The following is a 24,100-nucleotide window of genomic DNA, read 5'->3' as shown; positions in this document are numbered from 1 at the left end:
GTGTTCGCCATAATGATGTTATCTAGGCGTTGATAATAATTCATTGGTTCTTATTAATAACAATGGCGGAGATAAACCGTAATAAACTTGCCGCAGATTCATACATTTATTGCAATTATAGCAAAACAGAGGATCTATTTTAAAATTCAACCAAATCATTAATCTCCAACTAATGAGCTTAGTTTTCTTATGAACGATTTGATTAATTGCCTTATATACGATAGGTAATTGTACGCCCCTAGTTCTATTAGATAAAAAACCGTAATACCTAATCATTCGAAAATAACGATCTGGTATATGCATAATCAGACTAGCTATGAACTGCATCACGGGCATAGTTATGCGATCAATTGTATTATTATAGTGATCAAGAAATTTAAACGTTACCTGCTTTCCGTCGTAATTTTCTATTCTTGTCTCGGAAATAGGGGGCGTTTTATATACCGCCCTAAATATTCTATGTTGCGTTTATGATCATCCGATGGTTTTTGTAAATAAACATACCAACTGATTTCGTATAAACTACTCATCCAGTTATTAAAATTCTCAGCATTTTGATATGCGGACGGCAACTTCAAATTACTTGAGATATATTGAAAGCGAAATAACTCAAGGACTCTATGTCTCCACATTTTTTTAATAGGTTCGGCAGGAAAAAATAATTTTTGCCACTTGCCTTTGCTATTTATACCGCCGCAAGTAACCGATAAATGGATATGAACATTGCGTTTTAAATCTCTACCGAAAGTGTGTAAGGCAGTAAATATACCAACCACAAGATTTTTCTTTGTAGCTATCTCCTTAATAATTCCTGCTGCAATACCGGAAATCAATCCAAACAGATCACGATTGAGCCAAAATATCGGCCATAAAGAGTCCGGCATTGTAAATGTAATGTGCTGCCATCGTGTTTTTGGTAGAACATTGCTAGCCTTACTCACCCATTGATCCGTTTGTTTCTTACCACAACGAGAACAAAACCTACCTTTACAGCTGAATGCTACCGATTTATTGCGGTTACAATCACGGCAGCTATAACGTTTAAATCCTAAATATTTCGTTCCACACGATATAACTTTAGTGACGTTGAAAATAATGCCGTATCTTAGCTTGCCGTATTTTTTAGCGAAATCGAGACCAATTACCACGGTCTAGAAAAATATGTTTTATAGATATTCCTTTACCGACTATTTCCATAAATTACTTATAGTTAATGTTTTCTTACCAAGGAATCTTTCTTCCTTTGCGTTCTAAATCAAATTCTTTACAATCAGGGCAATAGTAAACAGAATTATACTTATGATTGGGAGATATTTTTCGCAACATTATCCAGAAAGCCTTGGCTATTTCCTTATCTCCTTCGGAAAAAATCTTTTTGATCCTGCTGTAAGGAATTGCTTGCTCTTTAGAAATGGCCTTAAGAGTTTTTACCGCTAATTCATTGACCAAATGCTGCTCAGAGTGCAAGTTACTCATAACTCAATTATATATTATCTTATGTATGTCTAACATTCAGTCTTTATAACTCAAGTTAAAACAAATCAAATACCAGTATTATAATCCTCCATAAATATTTATCGGTCAAGGGTATCTTCTTTTAAGCTGCCACCGATAGGTGGCTTATCTTGTTTACTGTTATTACTTATTAGTACCTTAATTCTTTTCCTGAAACCCAAACAAGAGCATCAGGAGCTAACTGAAGAAAAGAACGAGCATCTAAGTGGCCGGATAAACATGTACAAGGAGCAGACCAGGGAAGCAGAAGCATTAAAAGGACGTTTTATTCGCAATATAACGCATGAATATCACGCTCCGATGACGGGGATATCGAGCATGGCTCAGGTACTGGTGCAGGATTATGATAAGTTAAATGATGAGCAGCGAAAAGTAGCAGCTAAAACGATACTAGATAGCTCGCTTCGTCTTGAGGTATTTGATTCGAATATATCAAGCCTCTCAAAACTGAATAAACCAAGTTATGACTTAAAACTGGTAGAAACGGACTTTAGTCAGCTAGTAGAGGATAGGGTTACACTTTGCCGCAAGCTATACGAGAATGAGGAAGAAAGTACTATTCACTGGCAAGAAGGGCCAGAGACCAGCAGAAGGAACTGGCAGCTGGATATTGAAGAGGGGATCATCTTAAATATTGATAAATACTACCTAAGCCAGGCAATAGATAATTTAATTATCAATAGTATCAATTACGCCAAAAGCGGAACTATTGCAATTAGCATCAAACGGGATAATGATAATGAAACGATAATTTTCAGCATTAGTGATGAGGGGATAGGCATCCCCCCTGATGAATTAGATGAAGTATTTGAGGAGTTTACGGTTAGTTCAAGGACAGAAAGTTTTGCCGGTGGAAGAGGAGTAGGCCTTGCGGTGTGCAAAAAGGTTATTGAAGTACACGGCGGGAAGATCAAGGCCGAAAGTAAAAGAATGGGCACTACAATCTGCTTTACCTTGCCAAAAGTAATTAAAAACCGCTAAAGAGGAGTTTGGCTATTAAATATCAAAAACTATTTAAAAGTGAATTTGAAAGTTCAGGGATTTTGATCAGCTTTTTGCGAAGCGGCCTATAGTTGAAACTTTGCGGTTATAGCAGCTTTTAGCAAAAGTGTTTATATAATCCAAAAGTTCTCGCTTATTGGTTTACCAAAAAGTTAAAATTTAGGAGTTCAAGAAATTCCACCAAGTAAGTATTATCGCTAATTAACTAAAGTACAATATTAGAAACACAGGCTCATGTTAAAATTAACTATAATATTTATACTAATTATTATAAATATCCATTATGAATTAGCTGTGGCTAAAGGTAATAATAGGGAAGGAATTATGAAAGAAGATCGTTTAATACCACGGGAAGTATTGTTTGGTAATCCGGATAAAATTGCAGTACGGATGAGCGAAGATGGGAAATATATTAGTTACCTTGCGCCATTAAAGGGGGTGCTAAACGTTTTCGTTGCGCCAGTTGATAATCTTTTAGCAGGAAAGGCGGTTACGTCTGATAAGGAAAGAGGCATTAGAAGTTATTCTTGGGCTAAAAATAGCAATAACATTATTTATTCTATAGATAATAAAGGAGACGAAAATTTTAGGCTTTATTCGATTGATATAAATACTAAAGAAAATATCCTTCTTACTCCAAAAGAAGGGGTTAGAGCTTCGGTGATCAAAAAGAGTAAAAGCTTTCCAGATGAGATTTTAGTTCAGATGAACAAAAGAGTTCCTGAATATTTCGATATTTATAAAATTAATGTTAAATCAGGAAAAGCAGAAATTATTTTTGAAAATAAAGAAAAGTATCTCAGCTTTATAATTGACGATAATTTTAAAATTCTCTTTGCTTATAAGATGCTGCCAACTGGTGAAGGGGAAATTTACAGTTTTAAGAATGGTAACCTTGCCAGTTCCCAGTTATTCCAAAAAATAAAAGCAGAGGATATGCTCACTACTTCACTTTTGCATATAACTGCCGATGGTAAAATTCTCTATGCGGTTGATAGTAGCCAAAGGGATAAATCAGCTCTTTTTGAAATAGATTTATCAACTCTAAAAAGAGATCTTCTTTATGAAGATGCAAGAGCCGATATAGACTCTTGTTTAGTAGAACCTATTACTAAAAAGATTCAAGCTGTATCGATTGATTATTTGCAAAAAGAATGGATAATTCTTGATCCGCAAATAAAGGAGGATATAAAAAAATTATCGGAGCTTAATGATGGCACAATTGAAATTACCTCGAGAGTAGAAAATGACAGTAAATGGATAGTTGTTTATATGCAAGATGATGGTCCATATAAATATTATTTATATGATCGGGCTACTGGAGAAGCTAGATTTTTATTTGTTTCTAATTCAAAACAAGAAGAATATTCTTTTGCTAAAATGCATCCGGTGCAAATTACTTCTCGGGATGGTTTAGAATTGGTTAGCTATTTAACATTACCTCGGTGGTTAGATAAGGGTGCACGGTTAGAAAATCCAATTCCGCTGATCCTGTATGTCCACGGTGGACCAAATAGCAGAGACAATAAAGGTTATAATGCTACTCACCAATGGCTTGCTAATAGAGGTTATGCAGTACTTAGTGTTAATTATCGTGGCTCTACCGGCTTTGGCAAAAGCTTTATCAATGCCGGTGATGGGCAATGGGCTAGAAAAATGCAAGATGATCTAGAAGATGCGGTAAAATGGGCAATAGACAATAACATTGCTGATAGGAGTAAAATAGTGATTATGGGAGGTAGCTACGGTGGTTATGCCACCCTTGTGGGTATGAGTATGACACCTGATCTATACGCTGCAGGAATAGATATCGTTGGCCCATCTAATCTAGAGACTTTAATGAATTCGATTCCTCCTTACTGGAAGCCAGTTTTTGCGCATTTAAAGAAAATTATAGGAGCTTCCCCTGATAATGAAGGCGGAAAAAAATTTCTATTTGAGCGTTCACCTCTTAATTATGTAAAAAATATCAAAAAACCTTTGTTAATTGTACAAGGAGCTCATGATCCCCGTGTTAAAAAGCTTGAGTCAGATCAAATAGTATCAGCTATGAAAAAGCATGGAATACCAGTAGTGTATTTACTTTATAAAGATGAAGGACATGGGCTTGCCAGACCTGAAAACAGGATGTCATTTTATGCCCACGCTGAGGTATTTTTAGCAAATATCCTTAAAGGAAGGTATTTAGGCCACGACGGTAATTTTCCAGGTTCTTCAATGGAGATAATAGAAGGTAAGGATCTAACCTGGACTAAAGAGGTTAGTGCTTCTTCTTAGATTTTTAATTAGTGGGTTTATCTGCATTAGCGTGTGATATTTCTTGTTTTTATGGCTTAAAGTTAATTTTAGAGCTTTGGAAGCTTATACTAAATCTATTGATTGAAAATATTTCTTTTGTATAATGCTCTTGTAGTCATTGATTTAATAATTATTTTTATGCAAAAAGTTCCTTTTATTACCGTTGTATTATTATCTTTCCTGGTAAGTGGTTGTTTACCTGTTATTTTTACCGGTGCCACAGCTTCGGTAACAGAACTGGCCAAAGATAGGCCTGCAGATGAGGCTCTTAAGGATTTTCGTATAGCATCTGCAATAAAAGCTTCGTTTATAAAAAATAATTTTAGGGAATTATATACTAAAATTAAAGTAGAAGTAGTTCAAGGTAGGGTTTTATATACAGGGTTAGTTGATAAAGAAGAAGATATGATTAATGCTGTTCAAATTGCATGGGATCAAGAAGGGGTAACAGAAGTAGTAAATGAGCTTAAGGTAGATAAAAATAGCGGTAAATTTGATATTGTCCAATATACTAGGGATACTATGATTACAAGTCAGATTAAATCAAAAACTTTTCTGGATAGAAGTATAAAATTTGTTAATTATACTGTCATTACAGTAAACGATGTGGTTTATTTGTTTGGTATGGCAAGGTCAGAAGAAGAGCTGCAGAAAGTAGCAACCATTGCTTCTAATACTAATGGAGTTCAAAAAGTTGTAAGTCATGTTAAGGTAGGGGATTATACCCCTAAAACCAAATCTTCAGGGGAAAAACACGAAGAAGAAGAGACATTACTGATTGATGAAGGGGAATCTTCTGATTTTAAAAACGAGCAGGAATCGGTAGATAGTTGGTAATGTTTGGGAGTATGTTTAGTAAAAGGTTACTTAAATATATTTATAACGCTAGCTCGCTAGTAATGTTATGTCTTATTGCAGTGATATTATCATCCTGTCAAAGCAATCCGAAGTCTTTCCAAACTTTGTCTAAGGAAGATAGACACAATACAAAATATAAAGGACATTTTAAAGTCGGGAATAAATATAGTATTAAAGGTAAGTCCTATAAACCTAAAAAGTACAATAAGTATGCTAAAGTTGGTAAAGCTTCATGGTACGGTCATAAGGACGGTTCTCATGGTAAAAAAACCGCTAATGGGGATACGTATAATAAGGAATTATTAACAGCTGCGCATAAAACCCTTCATATGCCCTCTCTGGTTAAAGTCAAGAATCTAGAGAACGGCAAATCTGTTATAGTACTTGTCAACGATAGAGGGCCTTTTGCACGTGATAGGGAAATCGATGTATCAGAAAAGGCTGCTAAATTACTTGGTTTTAAACATCGAGGAACAGCTCAAGTAAAGGTACAGTATCTGCATTCTGAAACGCAAAAAATGTTAAAAACTTTTGGTCTTGCCGATAAAGAAGGTTTTATTTCCAAGAGACCACTGCCTAATAGGAAATGCAGCGTTAACTGTCATGTTAAACTTGTGAACCTGAAATATGGATATAAAGTTGATTCGTAAAGTGAACCTTCTTCACATTTTGCGCTCCTCATGAGTTAATTTCTAATTTAAGCTAGCTTTAGCCGCTGTAAAATTCGCTTGTTTCTAGTCTTTCCGTCAAAATTCTAAATTTTTGATGTAGTTTTAATAATTTTAAAAGTCAATCATCGCATTTTTATTTTTTTGGGGTATTTTTTTACCAAAAATATAAAATTTAGGTGCTATGATGGCAAAAATTCACAATTTACTCATGATTCTCTCTTGAGCAATGCTAATTGCTTAAATTATTAAGATTTTCGGAAAATTATTATGCGGTGGATTCTTTGAGAATATTAGTGATTCTACGCAAATTCAAGCCAACGGCAGAGATAAGCGGATTAACGATATCTCCAATTATTCCCTTAAGGTAGTTTCTACCCATACGACCAAAATTCTTTAGATGACCTATTATCGGTTCAATTGCACTTCTCCGCTTTTGCATCTTTTTGTCATCGGTTGATAAAGCTTTCTTGGTCTTGGCGGTAAAAACCTTGCCTTTTTCTTTGAAGTTATGGCCGGTGTAACCAAGATCTACAAAAATTTTGCTAGTCTCCGGACTTAGCTTGCGCAGCTCCGATACCGTTTGATCTAAAGTATGTCCGTCGTAGGGGTTACCGTGAAAAGATTTAACCCCAAGAATAAAGTTGCCTCGGCCGCTTACTGCAATCCCGACTTTGTTACCAAATTCGTAAGGTTTATTCATTTTACCCTTGCCGATACACTCTACCTCCGGAGCATGAAAGCTATAGACTATCTTATGCTCTTTTTTATAAATATCCTTGTCCTTTTTCTTAAGCACAGACTGGGCATGAATATTTTTAACTCTCGTAAAAATGGCGCTATCCTCAGCAGATAGTTCTAATTTTGATTTTTCTATACCTCTCCAGCATATACGGATCAACCTACCTAAGCGGACTTTTAAGCTTATCATTATTTTTCTACGTTGCCTTGCTTTACTATCTTCCTTGTACTTCCAAAGCTTGATCGTCTTATATTTAAAACTCTTGGCGTATGTCTCGTTAAGCGAAATACCAAGTCGTTTACAGAGATCTACTACTTTTGCTCTTGCGGTCTCCATTAAATGTACGTCATGTGGATGTTTGATATTCTTAATCTGTACAGTCGTATCTATAATCGCCGATTCCAAGTCTTTTTTTTTGAGTGCTCCGACCTTCAGTCCTATACGCAAAAGCTCTTTTAGAATCTCTTTATATCCTTCCTCTCCCAGAGCATTGCGGAATCTACGTATAGTCGCCTCCGATACGTCAATATCTTGTTGCATATACTCATAGCCGCAAAAATATTGCCAATATATATTTTCCTTTAATTCTTCCTCCGTAAACGAATCAGAACCGTTATACATAGCTTGCAGCATTGATAGTCCTAGCATTACTCTATGATCCTTCTTATTTCTACCGAATTGCTTGATTTCAACCTTAGCTAATGCCAGCGCTTCAAGTTCAGACCAATTTACCAAATCTCTCAGTTTATATAATTTGTTTTTGCGATTTAGTTGTATAGATAATTTTTCACCAAATAATCTTTCTTGTTTTTGAGAAAAACTAATATTTTCTATAGGCATATACTTTAAAATCCATAAGCTTTATGCGCTAATTATAACATTTTCTTATGGATTTCGTAAGCCATTTATAACATGAAACCCCTTCTAATTCAGGGGTAGAGAGTTTTGACGGAGAGACTTTCTAAGAGAAAATATTATTCTTCTATTTTAATTAACACATGTTTCTTTTTACCAGAAGAGATTTTGATTGCTTTGTCTTTTAGATGGTTTGAGTTTATTATCAAATTCTCATCTACAACCAGGTTATCGTTAATTTTAATACCCATACCCCTAATTAACCTTCTTCCTTCTCCTTTAGAAGCAGTAAGACCTGTGTGGCATAATAGATCAATACACATTATTCCTTGCGATAAAATCTTTTTATCTAGTAAAATAGAAGGTAAATTATGGCTTACTGTTTTCTGCTCAAAAACTTTAATGGCAGTATCAAAGGCTTCTTGGGCTTTTTCTTTACCATGGCAAAGCTCTGTAACCCTGTAAGCTAATTTTTTCTTTGCTTCGTTGATATTTTCACTAATTAAAGTTTCAAACTCTTTTTCTTCCGATTGTGAAAATTCGCAGTATAATTTAGCAAATTTACCCACATCTGCATCTTCTGTATTACGCCAGTATTGATAATAGTCATAAGGAGATAGATGCTCTTCATTTATCCATACAGCACCGCTTACTGATTTACCCATTTTTGCCCCTGAGGAAGTAGTAAGTAGGGGAGTAGTAAGCCCAAATGATTCGTTTTTGCTCATTTTCCGGATAAGCTCTACACCGGTAACAATATTACCCCATTGGTCGCTACCGCCGAGCTGTAACGAGCAATTGTATGTTTTATTAAGGTAATAAAAATCATAGGCTTGTAAAAGCATATAATTGAATTCCAAAAAAGTTAAAGATTGTTCTCTCTCAAGTCTAGTTTTAACTGAGTCCATTGTTAGCATTCGATTTATTGAAAAATTCCTCCCGTATTTACGTAAAAATTCAATATAACCAAGGTTATCAAGCCAATCAGCGTTATTTACCATAACGGCATCACTTGGACCGTCGCCAAACTTAATGAATTTAGATAAAGATTTCTTAATTCCAGCCATATTTCGAGAGATGTCTTCATCACTAAGATATTTTCTGAGTTCTTCTTTACCAGTTGGATCACCGATTTTTGTGGTTCCGCCTCCCACTAACACAATCGGCTTATGACCATATTTCTGCAAAAGACGCAATATCATAATCTGCATTAGATTGCCTACGTGCAAAGATTCAGCGGTGCAATCAAATCCTATATAAGCTGCTATTTTTCCTCGAGTCGTCTTCTGCTCTAAAGTTGTAAGGTCAGTACATTGATAAAAATAGCCTCTCTTTTTAAATTCTTCGATAAATGTCATATTCTTTAGCTTTTTGTGATGAATAATTTTTTTATTTAGATATTTTCGTGCTTAACAGTGCTAAATTATAAAGCAGAGTTTCTTAAAGAACAAACCAATAATTATGACTAATCTATTATTTTTTTGCTATCTACCAGGGGAGTGGGTTATTGAAAGAGAGGTTCTTGATAAATCGGCTTCTTTATCTAATGCTGTGGCTAAGGGGGTAGTATATATCAGTAAGAAAAATACACATATTTTAAATTACCAGGAATCCTTAGAAGTGAAATGGTCTAACGGTTTTGTATCCAAAGCAAAAAAAAAATATGATTATATTTTGGATAATATGGGAAATTTAGGGTTATATAGCTATGAACGTAATAGTAGACGTTTTATGTTCAATTTATTATTTGATTCGAGTTTACCTAGTATAGTTAGCGGCAATTACAAATGTGTTCAGGATTTTTATTCTACAACTTATGAAATTATTAGTTCTAACCAATTTATACAAAAATTCAGGGTTAATGGGCCGAAGAAAGATTATGTAGCTACATCTTGTTTTGCAAGAATAAAAAGGTAAAATTAAAATATTAAAACCAGTTTTTTACTTCAGTTAATAATTTTGAAGATATAGTAAATAAAAGTTTTTGTATTGCAGAAGCAATTTGTTTTAAATATCTGTTGACAGAAGAGTTTAAAGTATATACTATGCGGCTCTGACCAGTAACAATTTATCAGGTAGATATAGATTATGGCGTCAGAACCTCAGAATGATACCTCTAACAGCAATTTCTTTAATAACGACTTATCTTCCTCAAAATTTAGCAAAATAATTGATTATTTATGGCCGGTTCAGAGACATGAACTACCCAAGTTTTTGCTTATAACCTTACTTATGTTTTCTATTCTTTTGATCCAGAATTTAATCAGGGCAATGAAAGATAGTGTTGTTAATACCATGATTGGTGCTGAAACAATTGCTTTTTTAAAATTTTGGGGAGTTTTGCCTGCTGCTTTTCTTGTAACAATAATTTATGTAAAGTTAGTTAGTATAATGAAAGGTGAGACGATTTTTTACCTTATTATGTCTGTTTTTTTAAGTTTTTTCTGTTTATTTGCTTTTGTTTTATTTCCAAATTACCAATATTTCCATCTGGATCCGGCCTATGCTAAGTATCTTGGCTCTTTGTACCCGAATTTGAAATGGTTCATATTACTACTTTCTAATTGGAGCTTTTCTTTATTTTATATCATTGCGGAATTATGGCCAAATGCCGTATTTGCTTTACTATTTTGGCAATTTGTAAATAAAATTACTACGGTTGAAGAATCAAAAAGATTTTATCCTTTATTTGGATTACTAGGGCAAACAGGGCTTTATATAGCCGGTACTTTTTTAATGAATTTATCAAATATAAGTAATTATATTATCGGTAATTTTGCTGCTAATGCTGACAAAAGCGTTGTTTCTATACAAATAGTAATATCGGTTGTGCTGGTATTGGGACTCTTAGCACTGGTAGCATTTTGGTTAATTAATGCTAAAATCCTTGATGAGGAAACTATAAATAATCTAAAATTTAAGGTTAAAAAAAATCACCTTTCTCTAAAAGACAGTTTCAAAATGATTGTTGAATCAAGATACATAAGGCTTATAACGGTTTTATTATTTTGTTACGGACTGGCTATAAATTTAGTTGAAGGCCCTTGGAAAGCAGAAGCAAATAAACTCTACACTAATCCTACGGACTTTGCTGTTTTTGTTGGCAGTTATCTTAGTTATACAGGATTATTAACTATTTTCTTTGTTATTGTGGGGTCAAATCTTGTTAGAAGGCTTGGTTGGTTTTCTGCGGCTATTATTACCCCGCTTATGGTTTTAATTACCGGAAGCCTCTTCTTTATGATATCTAATTTTGATGCTGTAGGGAGCTTGTTAGTTACCTTTTTCGTTATGACTGATCCTTTAATGCTTGCAGTCTTGATCGGAGCAATTCAAAATGTTTTCAGCAAGTCAAGTAAATACACTTTTTTTGATAGTACAAAAGAAATGGCATACGTACCACTTGAGGATGAATTAAAAACCAAGGGTAAGGCAGCGGCAGATATGATCGGTACGAAACTTGGTAAATCGGCAAGTGCGTTTGTGCAGTCAATGATTTTTATTATAATTCCCACTGCTACTTATCATTCAATTTCTACTTTCTTAATGGTTATATTTCTAATTATCTGTATAGTTTGGGTGTGGACCGTAGTAGAACTGAATAAGGAATATAAAAAGCTTTGCGGAAATAAATAAGAGTTATTTTGATTTAAGCCATAGTTATTTGATGTTTATTCAAAATTATTTATTATTTCCTAGGCAATCCGCCAGTAAGCCCAATAAATATTGGGTTTTAAGTTATGTTACTCAATGTTTATGGTTTGAGGTTCTCCTTCTTGCTGGGTACGTGGAATACTGATGGTTAATATTCCGTCTTTTAATGATGACTTGATGGAATCCCGTTCAATATCATTATTTAAGCTAATTACCTGTTTGAATTTACTACTTATATTTTTTTTAGTATTATTTTTATCTGATTGTTCTTTATTTTCCGCAGAAATTGTCAGGATATTGCCATTTAATTCTAATTTTATTTGTTCTTTTGTAAATCCTGGTATTGTCAGCGTAATTAGATATTCTTTATCTAATACCTCAATTGTAGAGTGATTTAAATAATTATCATTTAATAAATTTACCCCGCGAATGTGGGAATTAAAAAAATTACGATCAATAAGGTTGAATAATGATTGTCTGGGAATTAAATTCATTTCATCAAACAATTTTTTCATTCTACGCTCAAAATTATCATCCATAAGCAATGGCTGCTGGGGGTTATTATAATTAAACTGATTCTTGTACTCTAATAATTGTTCCGAAATGATTTGATTCTGGTTATAACATTTTACTAAGAAATATATAGTACCTGCCAAAAATAGGCAGGTACTAAACCCTAATACAGCTAATATAACCTTGTAATTGCTCCATTTACAATCAAGTGATTTTTGATCAGTTACATTCATATACTAACCTCAATTATTCTTATTTAGTTTATTTAACTTATTTCTATTTTTTTAGGGGTTCTTTTATCATTTTTCGGTACTGATATATTTAGAACTCCGTTTTCGAAACTCGCTTTAATTTTTTCTGGTTCAATGTTATTAGGGAGAGAAATTGATCTTTGGAATGCTCCATAATACCTTTCTCTTAAATGGTAGTTCTTCTCTTTTTCTTCTTTTATATCTTCTTTTTTTCCTTTTATAGTAAGAATGTTGTTATCTATTTTTACATCTATTTCTTTTTGGTTTATTCCCGGCAGTTCCGCTTCTATCTTATACGCAGCATCTGTTTCAGATATATCAATTCTAGGAGATAAGTCCACTCCACTTTTAGATAAAAAAGAGGTTGGTAAAGAATAAAGTTCATTAAACAAGTCATCAAATACACTATCCCTTGTTCTTATAGATTCTGATTTGGATCTTAGTTTTGGTAAATATGCCATGATTTCCTCCTTATAATATTTGTATTTACAATATATATTTTATAATAAAAAAATATATTTCAAGAGGTTTAAAGAAAAATTGTCAAATTATTAATTTATACATTATGTTTTAAATTAATTTAATATAACTTTCCTTTATAGTTTTTAACCCGCATTTTTCAAAAACTATATCTAGGCTATCGCCGTTTTTTCGAATAATTATTCCATCGCCGAATTTTTCGTGGTTGATCTTGTTCCCGGGACGTTTCTCATTCGATTGGCTTTCAGGGATAAGTTTACTAGAAGTGGGTGGAGAAGTAGCAGCGGTATTATTATTTTCAAAATAAAAACTATGTTTTGAGCCTAAATAATTTAGTTGGTTTGAACTGGAAATTTTATGGCATATTTCAGCTGGAATTTCGGCTAAGAAGCGGGAAGGTATTGAGTTTAATATTTCAGCAAATATTCTTCTGCTTTCGGCATAGGTAATAAATAACTCCTTTTTAGCCCTGGTAACCCCTACGTAAGCAATGCGTCTTTCTTCTTCTAATCCTTTATCTCCTTGTTCTAACATAGATTTTTGGTGGGGAAATATTCCTTCTTCCCATCCTGGTAGAAATACTACATCAAATTCAAGGCCTTTTGAGGCGTGGAAGGTCATAATTTTTACCGTGCCGCCATAATCAGATTCAAGTATCTCATTATCCATGACTAAACTTGCATGTTCAACGAATTCGTTAATATTCCCGGCTTCGTCTATGGCTTTTAGCATTTCATTGATATTTTCGATTCTGTTTCTTGATTCTTCAGTTTTTTCTTCTTTTAGAGCCGCTAAATAACCGGATTTTTCAAGGATAAATTTTGTTACGTCAAATGCGGATTCACTTTCATATCTTAAAGATGCTTGATTAATTAGTGTAACAAAAAGCTGAAGATTTTCTTTGGTTTTTCCTTTAACCTCATCATTTTTAATCATTTTTTCTAAAGCGCTAAATGCTGAAACAGAGTAATCGGTGGCTTTATCCTTAATCTTTTTTAGGGTAGCATTGCCGATTGATCTTTTTGGAACATTAATTACTCTTTCAAAAGCTAGATTGTCATTTTTATTGATCGCAAGACGGATATAAGCAAGTAAATCCCTAATCTCCATTCTTTCATAAAATCTTAATCCGCCAATTATCTGGTAAGGCATGGCGTTACTGATAAACACTTCTTCAAAAGCTCTGGTTTGAAACCCAGCTCTGACAAGAATGGCAATCTGACCGGCACTATATTGTTTAGAATTAATATATTTTCCTATTTGGTTCGCTACGAATCTGGCTTCTTCTTTTTCATTCCAGCAGGAAATTACTTTTATTTTTTCCTGTGATTGTGTTTCAGTCCAAAGATTCTTGTGATGTCTGTTCTTGTTATTTCTTATGATACTAGATGCTGCTTCCAGAATATGAGAAGAGGAGCGATAATTTTGTTCTAGTTTAATGACTTTTGCATTTGGAAAATCTTTTTCAAAACGGAGGATGTTTTTTACCTCAGCCCCTCGCCAACTATATATGGATTGATCATCGTCCCCAACGCAGCAAATATTTTTATGATCACTTGCAAGCATTCTCGCCCACACGTATTGAACAGCATTAGTGTCCTGGTATTCGTCAATTAAAATATATTTAAATTTATTTTGGTAATATTTAAGTACTTCAGGATTATTGATAAGTAATTGATTGCAATATAATAACAGATCACCAAAGTCGGCAACATTGGATTCCTGTAGGATTTTTTGATATTTTTGATAGATAAGATAGGCAAGTTGTGATTCATGGGTGGTAGTATCAGAGCTGCTAACCTTTTCAGGTATAACCCCTTGATCTTTCCATTTAGAGATAATAACATGCAGTAATTTAGGAGGATATTTCTTAATATCAATATTATTTTCAAGCGCAATGTTTTTGACTAATTTTATTTGCTCATCCTGGTCAATAATATTAAAATTTCGATTCATACCGTTATCAAGTAGATGAATATGAGATCTCAATATTCTCGTAGAGATAGAGTGAAATGTACCTATATTTAAACCATCAGAAGCAGTAATGTCATTAATTCGGTTTTGCATTTCTTTCGCTGCTTTATTTGAAAAAGTAACAGCTAGTATTTGGCTTGGATAGGCGAGATTATTGCTAATTATATAAGCTATTCTACTAGTTAAAACCTTGGTTTTACCGGTTCCAGCTCCAGCTAGTACGAGTAGAGGACCTTCGGTAGTTTCAACAGCTTCTTTTTGAGGTGAATTTAAAGGTTGCATGGTATTTAAAAGTCCGAAACCCTTCCGTTAACTTCCCAGTCACCGTATCTAGTTGGTTCTGGTCCTTTAGGACCACCAAATTCCTCATCTTTACTTCCTTCTGAAAAAAGTTTATTGTCCTTTTTACTTGCCTTGTTTTTATTGGTTAGAGTATTATCCGATAACTGTTTTGGAGATCGCTCTTTTAACATTTTAAATTATTTAAATATGAAATTTTCTAGCTTAAGCAGAATTTATACTACTTCTAGAATTGCTAAAAATCAAATCATAACCTTAAGAGATGATATTTTTCATTATTGCAATGCCGTTTTACGGATGAAAATTTCTGAGGAATTTAGGTTGTTTAATAGCATTGATGGAGAATTTAAAGCTGAAATTATAGCAATTAATAAGCGTGATTTACAAGTAGTTATAGGGCAAAAATTACGAGAAGTCGAGTATCAGAAACCTCTCGTTTTGGCTATGTGCATTATTAAACCAGATAGATTTACAGAAGCACTTAAAGCAGCTGTACAGCAGGGGGTTACAGAAATTATTCCGGTGATTTCAGAAAGGACGCAATTCAAGAATATAAACCAACAAAGGTTTACTAAATGTATAATAGAGTCGGTAGAGCAGAGCGAGGGTTTTCTAATACCTGTATTGCGTTTACCCGTTAATCTTAAAGAGTTTTGTAATATTAATGGGGTAGATCAGATTATTTTTGCAAATGAGGAGGAGAGCGGTGGAGTAAAAATTAGCTCCATAAAAAATTTTGAAGAAAATATTGCTATTCTTGTAGGGCCTGAAGGTGGTTTTTCTCCAAGTGAAAAGGAAAAACTTATATCTAATCCTAAGGTTATTTCTGTAAGCCTTGGTAATAGGGTGCTTAGAAGCGAGGTAGCAACAATTAATATGGTTGCGTGCGTAAATTTAATGAGGGAGTAAGAAAGTGGATTTATCTATTGAATCAAATTACCCAGGGGTAGTAGCTGGCGTAGACGAAGCGGGCAGAGGTCCACTAGCTGGCCCTGTAGTAGCTGCTGCAGTTATTATTGATCAAAAGAATTTAATTGAAGGTATCAAGGATTCCAAAAAATTATCTAAAAATAAAAGAGAAGAATTATACGTAAAAATTACTCAAAATTATGCCTGGTCAATTGGTCTGGTAGGGCCAAAAGAAATTGATGAAATAAACATCCTAGAAGCAACGAAGAAAGCTTGTGTCCTTGCGGTAGAAGGGTTAATAAAGCAACCTTCGGCAGTAATTGTAGACGGTAATATGAAATTTAGTGATAAACGTTTTGTAAGCTATGTAAAAGGCGATGATAGGTCTATCTCTATAGCTGCAGCTTCAATAATAGCTAAGGTTACTAGAGATAGAATAATGGAATTACTGCACCAGGATTTTCCATATTATTTCTGGGCAAAAAATTCTGGTTACGGGACAAAAGAGCATATATCTGCCATAGAGAAATATGGTTCTTCTGTACATCATCGCCTAAGCTTTAAGCTCAAAAATACAGCTTGAGTAATAAAAGGTGTCAATATATAAAGTACATTTCTAATGTTTGAAAGTTTGAAGCAGCTTTAGAAAGCTGCTTCTTCAACTAATTCTTCTCCTAAAACACTTACACTGTGAGGAGGCTAGTTGTTTTGAGGAGGCAATATTTTCCTGAAGTAATTTTTCATATATTTTAATAACTTCTAAGTGACCTTGATTGTAATGAATTTTTGCCATATTTGTTGGTAATAACTTAAATTTTGCTAATGTGTAATATTTTTCTTTTTTATAATCAACAAATATTTGTAGAAATTAACGTATGTTAAATCCTTCAGTAATAATGTTACCGTGTTATAAGCTTAAAAGTACTGCTTGAACAACATAATAAATTAAGATAGCTTAGGAAAAATTTTTGCTTGATTGAGTTATTTTGCTGAAATAGTTTTAATTTAAGCAGTTTTTTCTGAATATAAGAATTTATAAGGAAATTATAATGTTGGATAATATCTCTCGCTTCTTTCTAACGTTTAGCCATGATACCATAATTATTCCTTTAATTATCATAGGTTATATATGGATTGATAGAAAAGTGTTTTTTCATGGAATTTGTTTATTGTTAACAAGTATGTTACTTAATTTAGCTCTAAAAATTACTTTTCAGATACCGTTAGCTCCTAGCTTAGGTAAAGAGGGGTTTGCTTTTCCAAGCGGGCACATGCAATCTTCTATAGTTTTATATGGGTGGTTATTAAAATCAATAAATAAGCTTATCATTAAGGTATTAATAGCCATTTTATTAATTGGTATTGGCTGGGGTTTAGTACATTTAGGTTACCACAATTATTTTGATATTTTTGGAGCAGTATTTGTTGGGATATTGTTGATTTTTACCTATAATTGGTGTTTAAAAACTTTTAAAGAAAGCTCTTTATCCGTGATCATATTGCTTTTTAGTACATTATTAATGGCATATATTGGTTTATTATATGAAATTAAAGAATATTCATGGCTAGCCTATTATGCCCTAGTAGGTGTTATATCTTCCGAATACTGTTTTAGAAATAAAAAGACTTCAATTAGAAATAATATTAAAGTAATAGCAACAATTTTTTGTGTTTCTACATTTCTATTAGTTAATCAAATCTTTCTTGTTTTACACATAGATTCGTTGTTTTTATCGCAGTTAAAATGGCTATTTATAGGATTTTGCATACCTTTCTCTTTGCATTTTTTAAGTTTAATAAAACCTAAAAGTCAGATACAAGGGGGGTAAATAAAGGGTGCTTTAAATTTACCTAGCAAAAACGGAGCACGTATAAGCTACTGCTAGGGCATCTGTTTCATCAGAATTTTTAAGATCGGGAGTGCCTGATATTATGAGCTTGATCATATGTGTTACTTGATCCTTTTCGGCATGACCGACTCCAACTACTGTTTTCTTTATTAAATTAGGTTTATACTCAAAATAAGGCTTATTGAACCTTCCTATTAAAGACATAAGAGCACCTCTGACGTAACCGAGTTTTAACGAGGAGCTTGCATTCATATTGATAAATGTTTCTTCCATAGCTATTAAATCTGGATCATGAAGTTCAATAATGTTCTGTACTGCGTTTGCAATGTAAGAAAGCCTTTTATACATTAATTCGGTAGGATGAGTTTTTACCAAACCACTTGCTATATAGTTAATTTTGGGATGGTTTAGCTTTATTATGCCCCATCCAAGAGAAGAAAGAGCCGGATCGATACCTAATATTTTCATAACTTGATTTAATCTACTAAAGATTTTTCTTTTTTAAAGGTTTGATATAATACAGGTATTACAAATATTGTAAATAAAGTGCCGATTAACATTCCTCCGACAACCACAAGCCCGATAGAGTTGCGTGATTCTGCTCCTGCACCATTTGCTAAAACTAAAGGTAAAGCTCCAAAAATAGTTGCTATACTCGTCATTAATATTGGGCGAAGACGAAGCTTTGCTGAGTGTACTACGGCCTCAGTAATTTTCATCCCTTGATGGCGCAATTGATTGGTAAATTCAACAAGCATTATGGCGTTTTTAGTAACTAAACCAATAAGAGTAACTAAGCCAATATTACTATACATGTTAATAGTGTTATTAAATAATAGTAAGGCAAGAACACCGCCAGTCATTGAAAATGGGACAGCCATTAAAATTAATAGTGAATCAGCAAAGCTTTCAAATTGTGCAGATAGAACTAAAAATATGAAGACTAAAGCAAAAAGGAACGTTACGAGAATGCCACCAGAAGATTCGTTCATTTGCTTTATTTCACCAAGGTATTCTAGCTTAGTATTATTTTTATTTAGCAATTCTGCTGCGATCGATTCTATAGCCTTGACGGCATCGGCTAAAGTTTTATTAGGTGATAAGTCGGAGGTAATAGTAATAGATTTTGCCGTATTATAATGTTTATACTCCTTAACGGTGATTTTTTCTACTATATCTGCTACGGACTGGAGAGGGAGAGTATTATTATTATCGGTTTTAATGAGAATTCTATTTAAATCTTCGGGGCTACTTCTTTCAGAATCAGAGTATTTAAGAATTACATCATATATATCATTACCCATTCTAAAATCTCCGACGGTTCTACCGGCTATTAAGTATTGGACGGTTTTACCAATCGTTTCAAGACTTGTTCCGTATCTATAAGCTTTTTCACGATTAACTGTAATATCTAGTGTCGGAGTAGAAGATTTAAAATCTCTCTCTACATTTTGGAATAAAGGATTTTTTTTCATTTTATCGATAAATTGATTTGATAACACGTCAAATTCTTCATACTCAAGAGAACTTTGTAAGTTAAATTCAATCATTTTATCTGATCCTCCAGTACCGAGTGATCTAGGGCTAATAGCAAATATTGACATTCCGGCTATTTCAGAGAATTTTTTATTTAAATCTTCCTTGATATCAAGGTGTGACCTTTTTCTTTTGCTCCATTCTTGCAAAGGGACAAAAGCCATGGCATTTTCACCGCCTCCCCAACCGATAACGTCAAAAAAACCAAATATATCCTTGTCTTTTTTCATTATTTCTTCGGCTTGGAGAACAGCTTTTTCCGATTCGGCAACGCTTGATCCTTCTGGTCCTAAAAATATAACTTGTAAGAAAGCTTGATCTTCTTCAGGTACAAAAGTTTTGCCAACATATTTGAAGCTGATTATTAAAACTACGGTGGAGGCAAGGCAAATGGCAAAAAATTTCTTTTTATTTTGTATTGCTAATATTAGATAGTCTATATAAAAATTTTGAGCCTTATTTAAATAAAGATCAAACGTTTGTAATATTTTTGGTTTAGGGACTTCGGACCTTGCAATCATTCTGCTGGTCATCATCGGTGTTAGGGTAAGGGCTACAAAACCCGAAAATAACACACAAAATGCTAGTGTCCATGCAAATTCTATAAATAATTTACCAAGAAACCCTTCAATAAAACCTATTGGTAAAAAAACTGAAGCAAGGGTAATAGTCATAGCAATGACGGCAAAACCAATCTCACTGGAAGCATCATATGCCGCTTGTATTGGGGGTTTACCAAGTTCATGACTATGCCGGAAAATATTCTCGAGCATTACAATGGCATCATCAACTACAAGGCCTATTGCTAAAATCATAGCAAGTAATGTAAAGGTATTAATGGAAAACCCTAGAAAATACATTGCCGTAAAAGTTCCAACTAAAGAAATAGGAATAGTAACAAGTGGAATAAGAGTTATTTTGGCGGAAGCTAGAAAAATATAAGTTACAAAACCGACCAAGGCAATTGCTTCAAATATTGTAAAAAATACTTCTCTGATTGATTCTTTAACAGGAATTGCCGCATCATGGGCTATTTCTGCTTGTACTCCAGCTGGCAAATTAGCTTGTATTTTAATAAGCTCTTTTCTAACACTATCTGATAATTCTATGATATTAGCTGTTGATTGTTTAATTAACCCTACGGCCATTGACCTTTTGCCGTTATATCTTAAAATTACATCATCTTCTAGGGGCTCTAAGCCGATTCTTGCTATATCTCCCAGTTTGATTATCGTTCCATCCGCATATTTCTTTATAATTATATTTTCAAATTCCTTTGGATTATTTAGTGATGCGTTTAATCGTAGTGTGAAATTTCTTACCTCCGATTTAATAGTACCGGCTGGGTAATCTTTGTTTTGGTTTGTAATAGCCTGTTCTATTTCAAAAGGTGATATTTTATGGGCGAATAACTTGGTATTATAAGGTTCTATCCGCATAGTGTAATATCGGCCGCCAAAGATAATTGAATTACCCACGGTAGGTAATTTCTCAAGTTCTGATTTAATCTGATCATCAGCGATTTTTGTGAGTTCAAGATTATCGTGCCTATCGCTATTAATACTTATCCAAATGCTCGGCCAGCTATCTGAATCAAGCTTAGCTACCGATGGCTGTTTCATATCATCGGGAAAAATATAGTTTAGATCAGAAATTTTAGATCTTACGTCATTTAGAGCAATTTCAATATCAGTATCTAATTTAAACGAAAGAGTTATATTGCTTTGTCCAACTTTACTTTCGGAAGACATAAAATCTAGATTTTTTAGAGTTTTAAGTTCCTTTTCCATTCTTGTAGTAATTTGTTTTTCCATATAAAGCGCATCAGCTCCAGAGTACTGAGCGTTTATTGAAATTATGGGAGGAGCAATGTTCGGCGTACCCCTTATTTGTAGTTTAGTGTAGAATACCCCTCCCAAAGTCATAACTATAAGACTAAGTACGATGGTAAAAACAGGTCTTTTTATACAGAGGGCGGGGAGGGTCATTATTTTTTATACAACAAATTAGGTATTTAAGTGCCAGAATGTTCAATATTGCTATTAACTACTACTTCTGCACCATCATATACTTTGGTTAAGCCATCAAGAACTATCATATCTCCTTCTTTTAATTCATCTGATAATAATTCTATCATGTTGTTTGTCCTTACTCCTAAAGTTACAAATACTTGTTTAACTTTGTTTTCTGAAGTAATTACATAAACAAAATCTCCCTGATTGTTTTTTAAGACAGCTTTTTCAGGCAATGCAAGAGCTTGGTGCTTATTGAAAATTATGTCAGTTTCTACAAACGCTCCGTGCAGCAAATTATCGTTATAAGGAAATTCAAATTTGGCAGTAACAGTGCCGTTATTAGATAAATAATCTGATATAGCTAGAATTTTTCCAGATATAGCTTCATCATTTTCTCCATGAGCACTAACTGCGTCCGAAGTTAATATTTTGCCGCGTAATATCTCTGGAAGTTCCACAAATACATAAAAATTACTTTTTGTTGTGAGGCTAAACAAATAATCACCTTCCTTTACTTCATCTGCTATATTTGTTCTGATTACTCCTATATAACCATCTTCCATGGTTTTAATTACCATGTCATCATAGGTTTTTAGAGCTTTTGCGTATTCACTTCTAGCTTGCTCCAGCGATGCTTTTGACTTGTTGATTTCCTCTACATTGATAATGCTTTTTTTCAAAAGTGATAAGTTGCGGTTATGAGTTGATTCTGCAAGGTATAAATTTGCTTCAGCTTGTGATTTTAATTTTTCTGCAATTTCTTTATCTATAATTATTACTACATCGCCTTTTGCTATTTTATTACCTTGAATACTAGATATGAAATCCACTTTTCCCTTTACTTTTGCAAAGTAATCCTTACTGTTTGTAAGTCTAGCTTGTCCGATTGCCGTATATTTTTCGTAGAATTCAGCTACAGCTATTTTTTCCGGTATAATATTAATCTTATGCTGTGGATGTGAGCTAGCTAACGTGCTTTGCTGAAATACTAATAACAGTAGGGTTAAAAATAGAAAATTTTTCATACGGGCGAAAATGGGCAATAAATTAATCTATTATAATTAATTTATTGCAAAGTTTAAGCAAATTATTGTTAGTGAAGGTAATTTACGAAACAGATAGTATGGATTGCGCTAAAACCATCATATTCTAGAGAAAGTGTATTTAATTAGCATTATTTATAAATATACCTTTCTACGTTTTATAGTAATAGCATATCCCCCACTCTAAAATATAGCCAAATAATTGCCAGTTAAAAGCAGCTCCTATGATCTTGGTTTTGACCAATCAGGATCAGAAGCGTCATAAGGTGTTGGTAACACCCTTTCATTATAACCGGTAAAATCAATTGTATGTAACCTACTTAAACCACTTGTTTTATGAGCGCTTGGTTTACTTCCTTTTGTAAATAATATTACCCGGCCGTTTGGCGCCCAGCTTGGGCTTTCTACGAGATAACCGCTGGCAATCAAACGCTCATTACTATAGGTAGATGTTGGGCTATACTTCATGACTCCTATAGTAAAGCCAAAATCTCTACTTACCTTGGTAAAAGCTATATAATCATTAATAGACCATGTCGGTTCTGCATAAGATCCGCTGCTACTGATCCTTCTGATATTTGAACCGTTCCTATCCATAATATATAATTGCCGCGATCCGTCTTTATCAGACTGGAATAATATTTCTTTCCCGTCAGGAGAATAGTTAGGAGAAGTAAAAATACTAGCACCTTGGGTTAGCTGAGTCTTCTTTTTAGTAGCTAAATCAATTTCATATATATGAGTTCTACCATTTTGAGCAATTGAAATCAGAGCAGTTCTCCCATCAGGTGCAAAATGGGGAGCAAATGACATTCCTGGAAAATTACCAAGCAAAGAACTTTTACCACTTGCTAAGTCAAGCATAAAGACCTGAGGAATTCTATTTTTGTACGATAAATATAATATTTTCCTGCCGTCCGGAGAGAATCGAGGTGTTAAAACAAGAGTTGAACCATCAGTAAGATATCGATGATTCTCGCCATCCTGATCCATTATCGCTATTCTTTTTATTCTTTTAGTATAAGCACCTTTTTCCGATACATAAACAATTCTGGTATCAAAATAACCATCATAGCCAGTTATTTTTTTATATATTTTATCAGCAATTTTATGAGCACCTCTGCGCCAAATTGCTTCAGAAAGCTCTAACGTTTCAGATACTAATTGAGTTTCAAGTATGGTATCCCAGAGAATAAATTTTACCTTTATCTTACCGGAGTCAAGCCTTTGAACCTCACCGTTAACTAGTAAGTTCGCATTTATTTGCTGCCAGGCGGCAAATAAAGGTTTATGACTTACACCTATTTTATTTTCTATAAATGCGGCATTAGAAATAGGGCGAAATACCCCGCAATTATGTAGATCGTTTTTAATAACTTTTACTATATTCTCGGCGCTTTTTACATCAGCGTGATTATGACCAGAAAATTCATTTATGGCAATTGGTATAGGGTCAATATTGCCCTCTGTTATGTCTATGGTTGTTATAGCAAAAATATTAGGGATGGCGAAAAATATAGCCAAACAAATTAAATTCCGAAAAGTTTTGATCATATTTTATCTCCTAAAGATAATAAAATTTTGCTGTATAACTTACTATAAGATTTTGCTTAAGTAAACCTTTATGCAAAGGCCTT

20 protein-coding genes and 1 pseudogene are annotated in these 24,100 nt (G+C 33.6%); 9 read left to right on the top strand and 12 right to left on the bottom strand.

All coding sequences use genetic code 11. From position 1 onward, the window contains the following. Positions 1–18 precede the first annotated feature (18 nt). Positions 19–1,148: pseudogene (locus N3Z16_RS00595) on the bottom strand (IS91 family transposase). Positions 1,149–1,221: 73 nt separating this feature from the next. Then, positions 1,222–1,476 carry a hypothetical protein gene (locus tag N3Z16_RS00590; protein ID WP_282485543.1) on the bottom strand — a complete coding sequence of 85 codons (255 nt, stop codon included), beginning with the start codon at positions 1,474–1,476 and terminating at the stop codon, positions 1,222–1,224. A 258-nt stretch (positions 1,477–1,734) separates the two neighbouring features. On the opposite strand from N3Z16_RS00590, the gene N3Z16_RS00585 reads away from it, so the two are divergent. From N3Z16_RS00585 to N3Z16_RS00570, 4 genes are all read left to right on the top strand, one after another. Then, positions 1,735–2,496 (top strand): sensor histidine kinase, encoded by a 762-nt coding sequence (locus tag N3Z16_RS00585; RefSeq protein WP_282486334.1) that lies wholly within the window; start codon positions 1,735–1,737, stop codon positions 2,494–2,496. Between the two features lie 345 nt (positions 2,497–2,841). After that, a complete protein-coding gene (locus N3Z16_RS00580; protein WP_282486333.1) occupies positions 2,842–4,794 on the top strand; it encodes a S9 family peptidase in 1,953 nt (650 codons plus the stop codon). Positions 4,795–4,953: 159 nt separating this feature from the next. Then, a complete protein-coding gene (locus N3Z16_RS00575) occupies positions 4,954–5,652 on the top strand; it encodes a BON domain-containing protein (RefSeq protein ID WP_282486992.1) in 699 nt (232 codons plus the stop codon). A gap of 125 nt (positions 5,653–5,777) precedes the next feature. Next, a complete protein-coding gene (locus tag N3Z16_RS00570; protein WP_282486332.1) occupies positions 5,778–6,323 on the top strand; it encodes a septal ring lytic transglycosylase RlpA family protein in 546 nt (181 codons plus the stop codon). A 286-nt stretch (positions 6,324–6,609) separates the two neighbouring features. Here the strand turns inward: N3Z16_RS00570 and N3Z16_RS00565 are convergent, their stop codons facing one another. Further along, positions 6,610–7,923, bottom strand: a complete 1,314-nt coding sequence (locus tag N3Z16_RS00565) for an IS5 family transposase (protein WP_282485558.1) — start codon at positions 7,921–7,923, stop codon at positions 6,610–6,612. Between the two features lie 134 nt (positions 7,924–8,057). Next, positions 8,058–9,296, bottom strand: coding sequence for a tyrosine--tRNA ligase (tyrS, locus tag N3Z16_RS00560; RefSeq protein ID WP_282486331.1), 1,239 nt, complete (start codon positions 9,294–9,296; stop codon positions 8,058–8,060). 103 nt (positions 9,297–9,399) lie between these two features. Here tyrS and N3Z16_RS00555 point away from each other — a divergent pair, with 103 nt between their 5' ends. Beyond that, positions 9,400–9,855, top strand: a complete 456-nt coding sequence (locus N3Z16_RS00555; RefSeq protein ID WP_282486330.1) for a DUF6314 family protein — start codon at positions 9,400–9,402, stop codon at positions 9,853–9,855. Positions 9,856–10,026: 171 nt separating this feature from the next. Then, a complete protein-coding gene (locus N3Z16_RS00550; protein WP_282486329.1) occupies positions 10,027–11,574 on the top strand; it encodes an Npt1/Npt2 family nucleotide transporter in 1,548 nt (515 codons plus the stop codon). A 107-nt stretch (positions 11,575–11,681) separates the two neighbouring features. Here the strand turns inward: N3Z16_RS00550 and N3Z16_RS00545 are convergent, their stop codons facing one another. The 4 genes from N3Z16_RS00545 to N3Z16_RS00530 form a co-directional block, all read right to left on the bottom strand. Continuing rightward, positions 11,682–12,338, bottom strand: a complete 657-nt coding sequence (locus tag N3Z16_RS00545) for an Hsp20/alpha crystallin family protein (RefSeq protein WP_282486328.1) — start codon at positions 12,336–12,338, stop codon at positions 11,682–11,684. Positions 12,339–12,370: 32 nt separating this feature from the next. After that, positions 12,371–12,817 (bottom strand): Hsp20/alpha crystallin family protein, encoded by a 447-nt coding sequence (locus N3Z16_RS00540; RefSeq protein WP_223938983.1) that lies wholly within the window; start codon positions 12,815–12,817, stop codon positions 12,371–12,373. A gap of 109 nt (positions 12,818–12,926) precedes the next feature. Next, entirely contained in the window at positions 12,927–15,092 is a 2,166-nt protein-coding gene (locus N3Z16_RS00535) for an ATP-dependent helicase (RefSeq protein ID WP_282486327.1), read from the bottom strand. Between the two features lie 5 nt (positions 15,093–15,097). Beyond that, positions 15,098–15,283, bottom strand: a complete 186-nt coding sequence (locus tag N3Z16_RS00530; RefSeq protein ID WP_223938981.1) for a DUF1674 domain-containing protein — start codon at positions 15,281–15,283, stop codon at positions 15,098–15,100. A 16-nt stretch (positions 15,284–15,299) separates the two neighbouring features. Between N3Z16_RS00530 and N3Z16_RS00525 the strand changes: the two genes are divergently transcribed. From N3Z16_RS00525 to N3Z16_RS00515, 3 genes are all read left to right on the top strand, one after another. Beyond that, on the top strand, positions 15,300–16,019 hold the full coding sequence (locus tag N3Z16_RS00525; RefSeq protein ID WP_282486326.1) for an RsmE family RNA methyltransferase: 720 nt from the start codon (positions 15,300–15,302) through the stop codon (positions 16,017–16,019). Positions 16,020–16,023: 4 nt separating this feature from the next. Next, positions 16,024–16,602 carry a ribonuclease HII gene (locus N3Z16_RS00520; protein ID WP_223938979.1) on the top strand — a complete coding sequence of 193 codons (579 nt, stop codon included), beginning with the start codon at positions 16,024–16,026 and terminating at the stop codon, positions 16,600–16,602. A gap of 466 nt (positions 16,603–17,068) precedes the next feature. After that, a complete protein-coding gene (locus tag N3Z16_RS00515) occupies positions 17,069–17,848 on the top strand; it encodes a phosphatase PAP2 family protein (RefSeq protein WP_223938976.1) in 780 nt (259 codons plus the stop codon). A gap of 18 nt (positions 17,849–17,866) precedes the next feature. Here N3Z16_RS00515 and ruvC read toward each other — a convergent pair whose 3' ends face one another. From ruvC to tolB, 4 genes are all read right to left on the bottom strand, one after another. Next, positions 17,867–18,337: a crossover junction endodeoxyribonuclease RuvC gene (gene ruvC / locus N3Z16_RS00510; protein ID WP_282486325.1), complete on the bottom strand. Its 471-nt coding sequence runs from the start codon at positions 18,335–18,337 to the stop codon at positions 17,867–17,869. An 8-nt stretch (positions 18,338–18,345) separates the two neighbouring features. Further along, entirely contained in the window at positions 18,346–21,393 is a 3,048-nt protein-coding gene (locus N3Z16_RS00505; protein ID WP_282486324.1) for an efflux RND transporter permease subunit, read from the bottom strand. A gap of 26 nt (positions 21,394–21,419) precedes the next feature. After that, entirely contained in the window at positions 21,420–22,445 is a 1,026-nt protein-coding gene (locus tag N3Z16_RS00500) for an efflux RND transporter periplasmic adaptor subunit (protein ID WP_282486323.1), read from the bottom strand. A 240-nt stretch (positions 22,446–22,685) separates the two neighbouring features. After that, positions 22,686–24,017: a Tol-Pal system beta propeller repeat protein TolB gene (gene tolB, locus N3Z16_RS00495; RefSeq protein ID WP_282486322.1), complete on the bottom strand. Its 1,332-nt coding sequence runs from the start codon at positions 24,015–24,017 to the stop codon at positions 22,686–22,688. Positions 24,018–24,100 lie beyond the last annotated feature (83 nt).

Source organism: Candidatus Megaera polyxenophila, assembly GCF_029982035.1.
Taxonomy (GTDB): Bacteria; Pseudomonadota; Alphaproteobacteria; order Rickettsiales; family Rickettsiaceae; genus Megaera; species Megaera polyxenophila.
The sequence above is the reverse complement of the archived record's forward strand: the minus strand, read 5'-3'. Positions and strand labels throughout refer to the sequence as shown.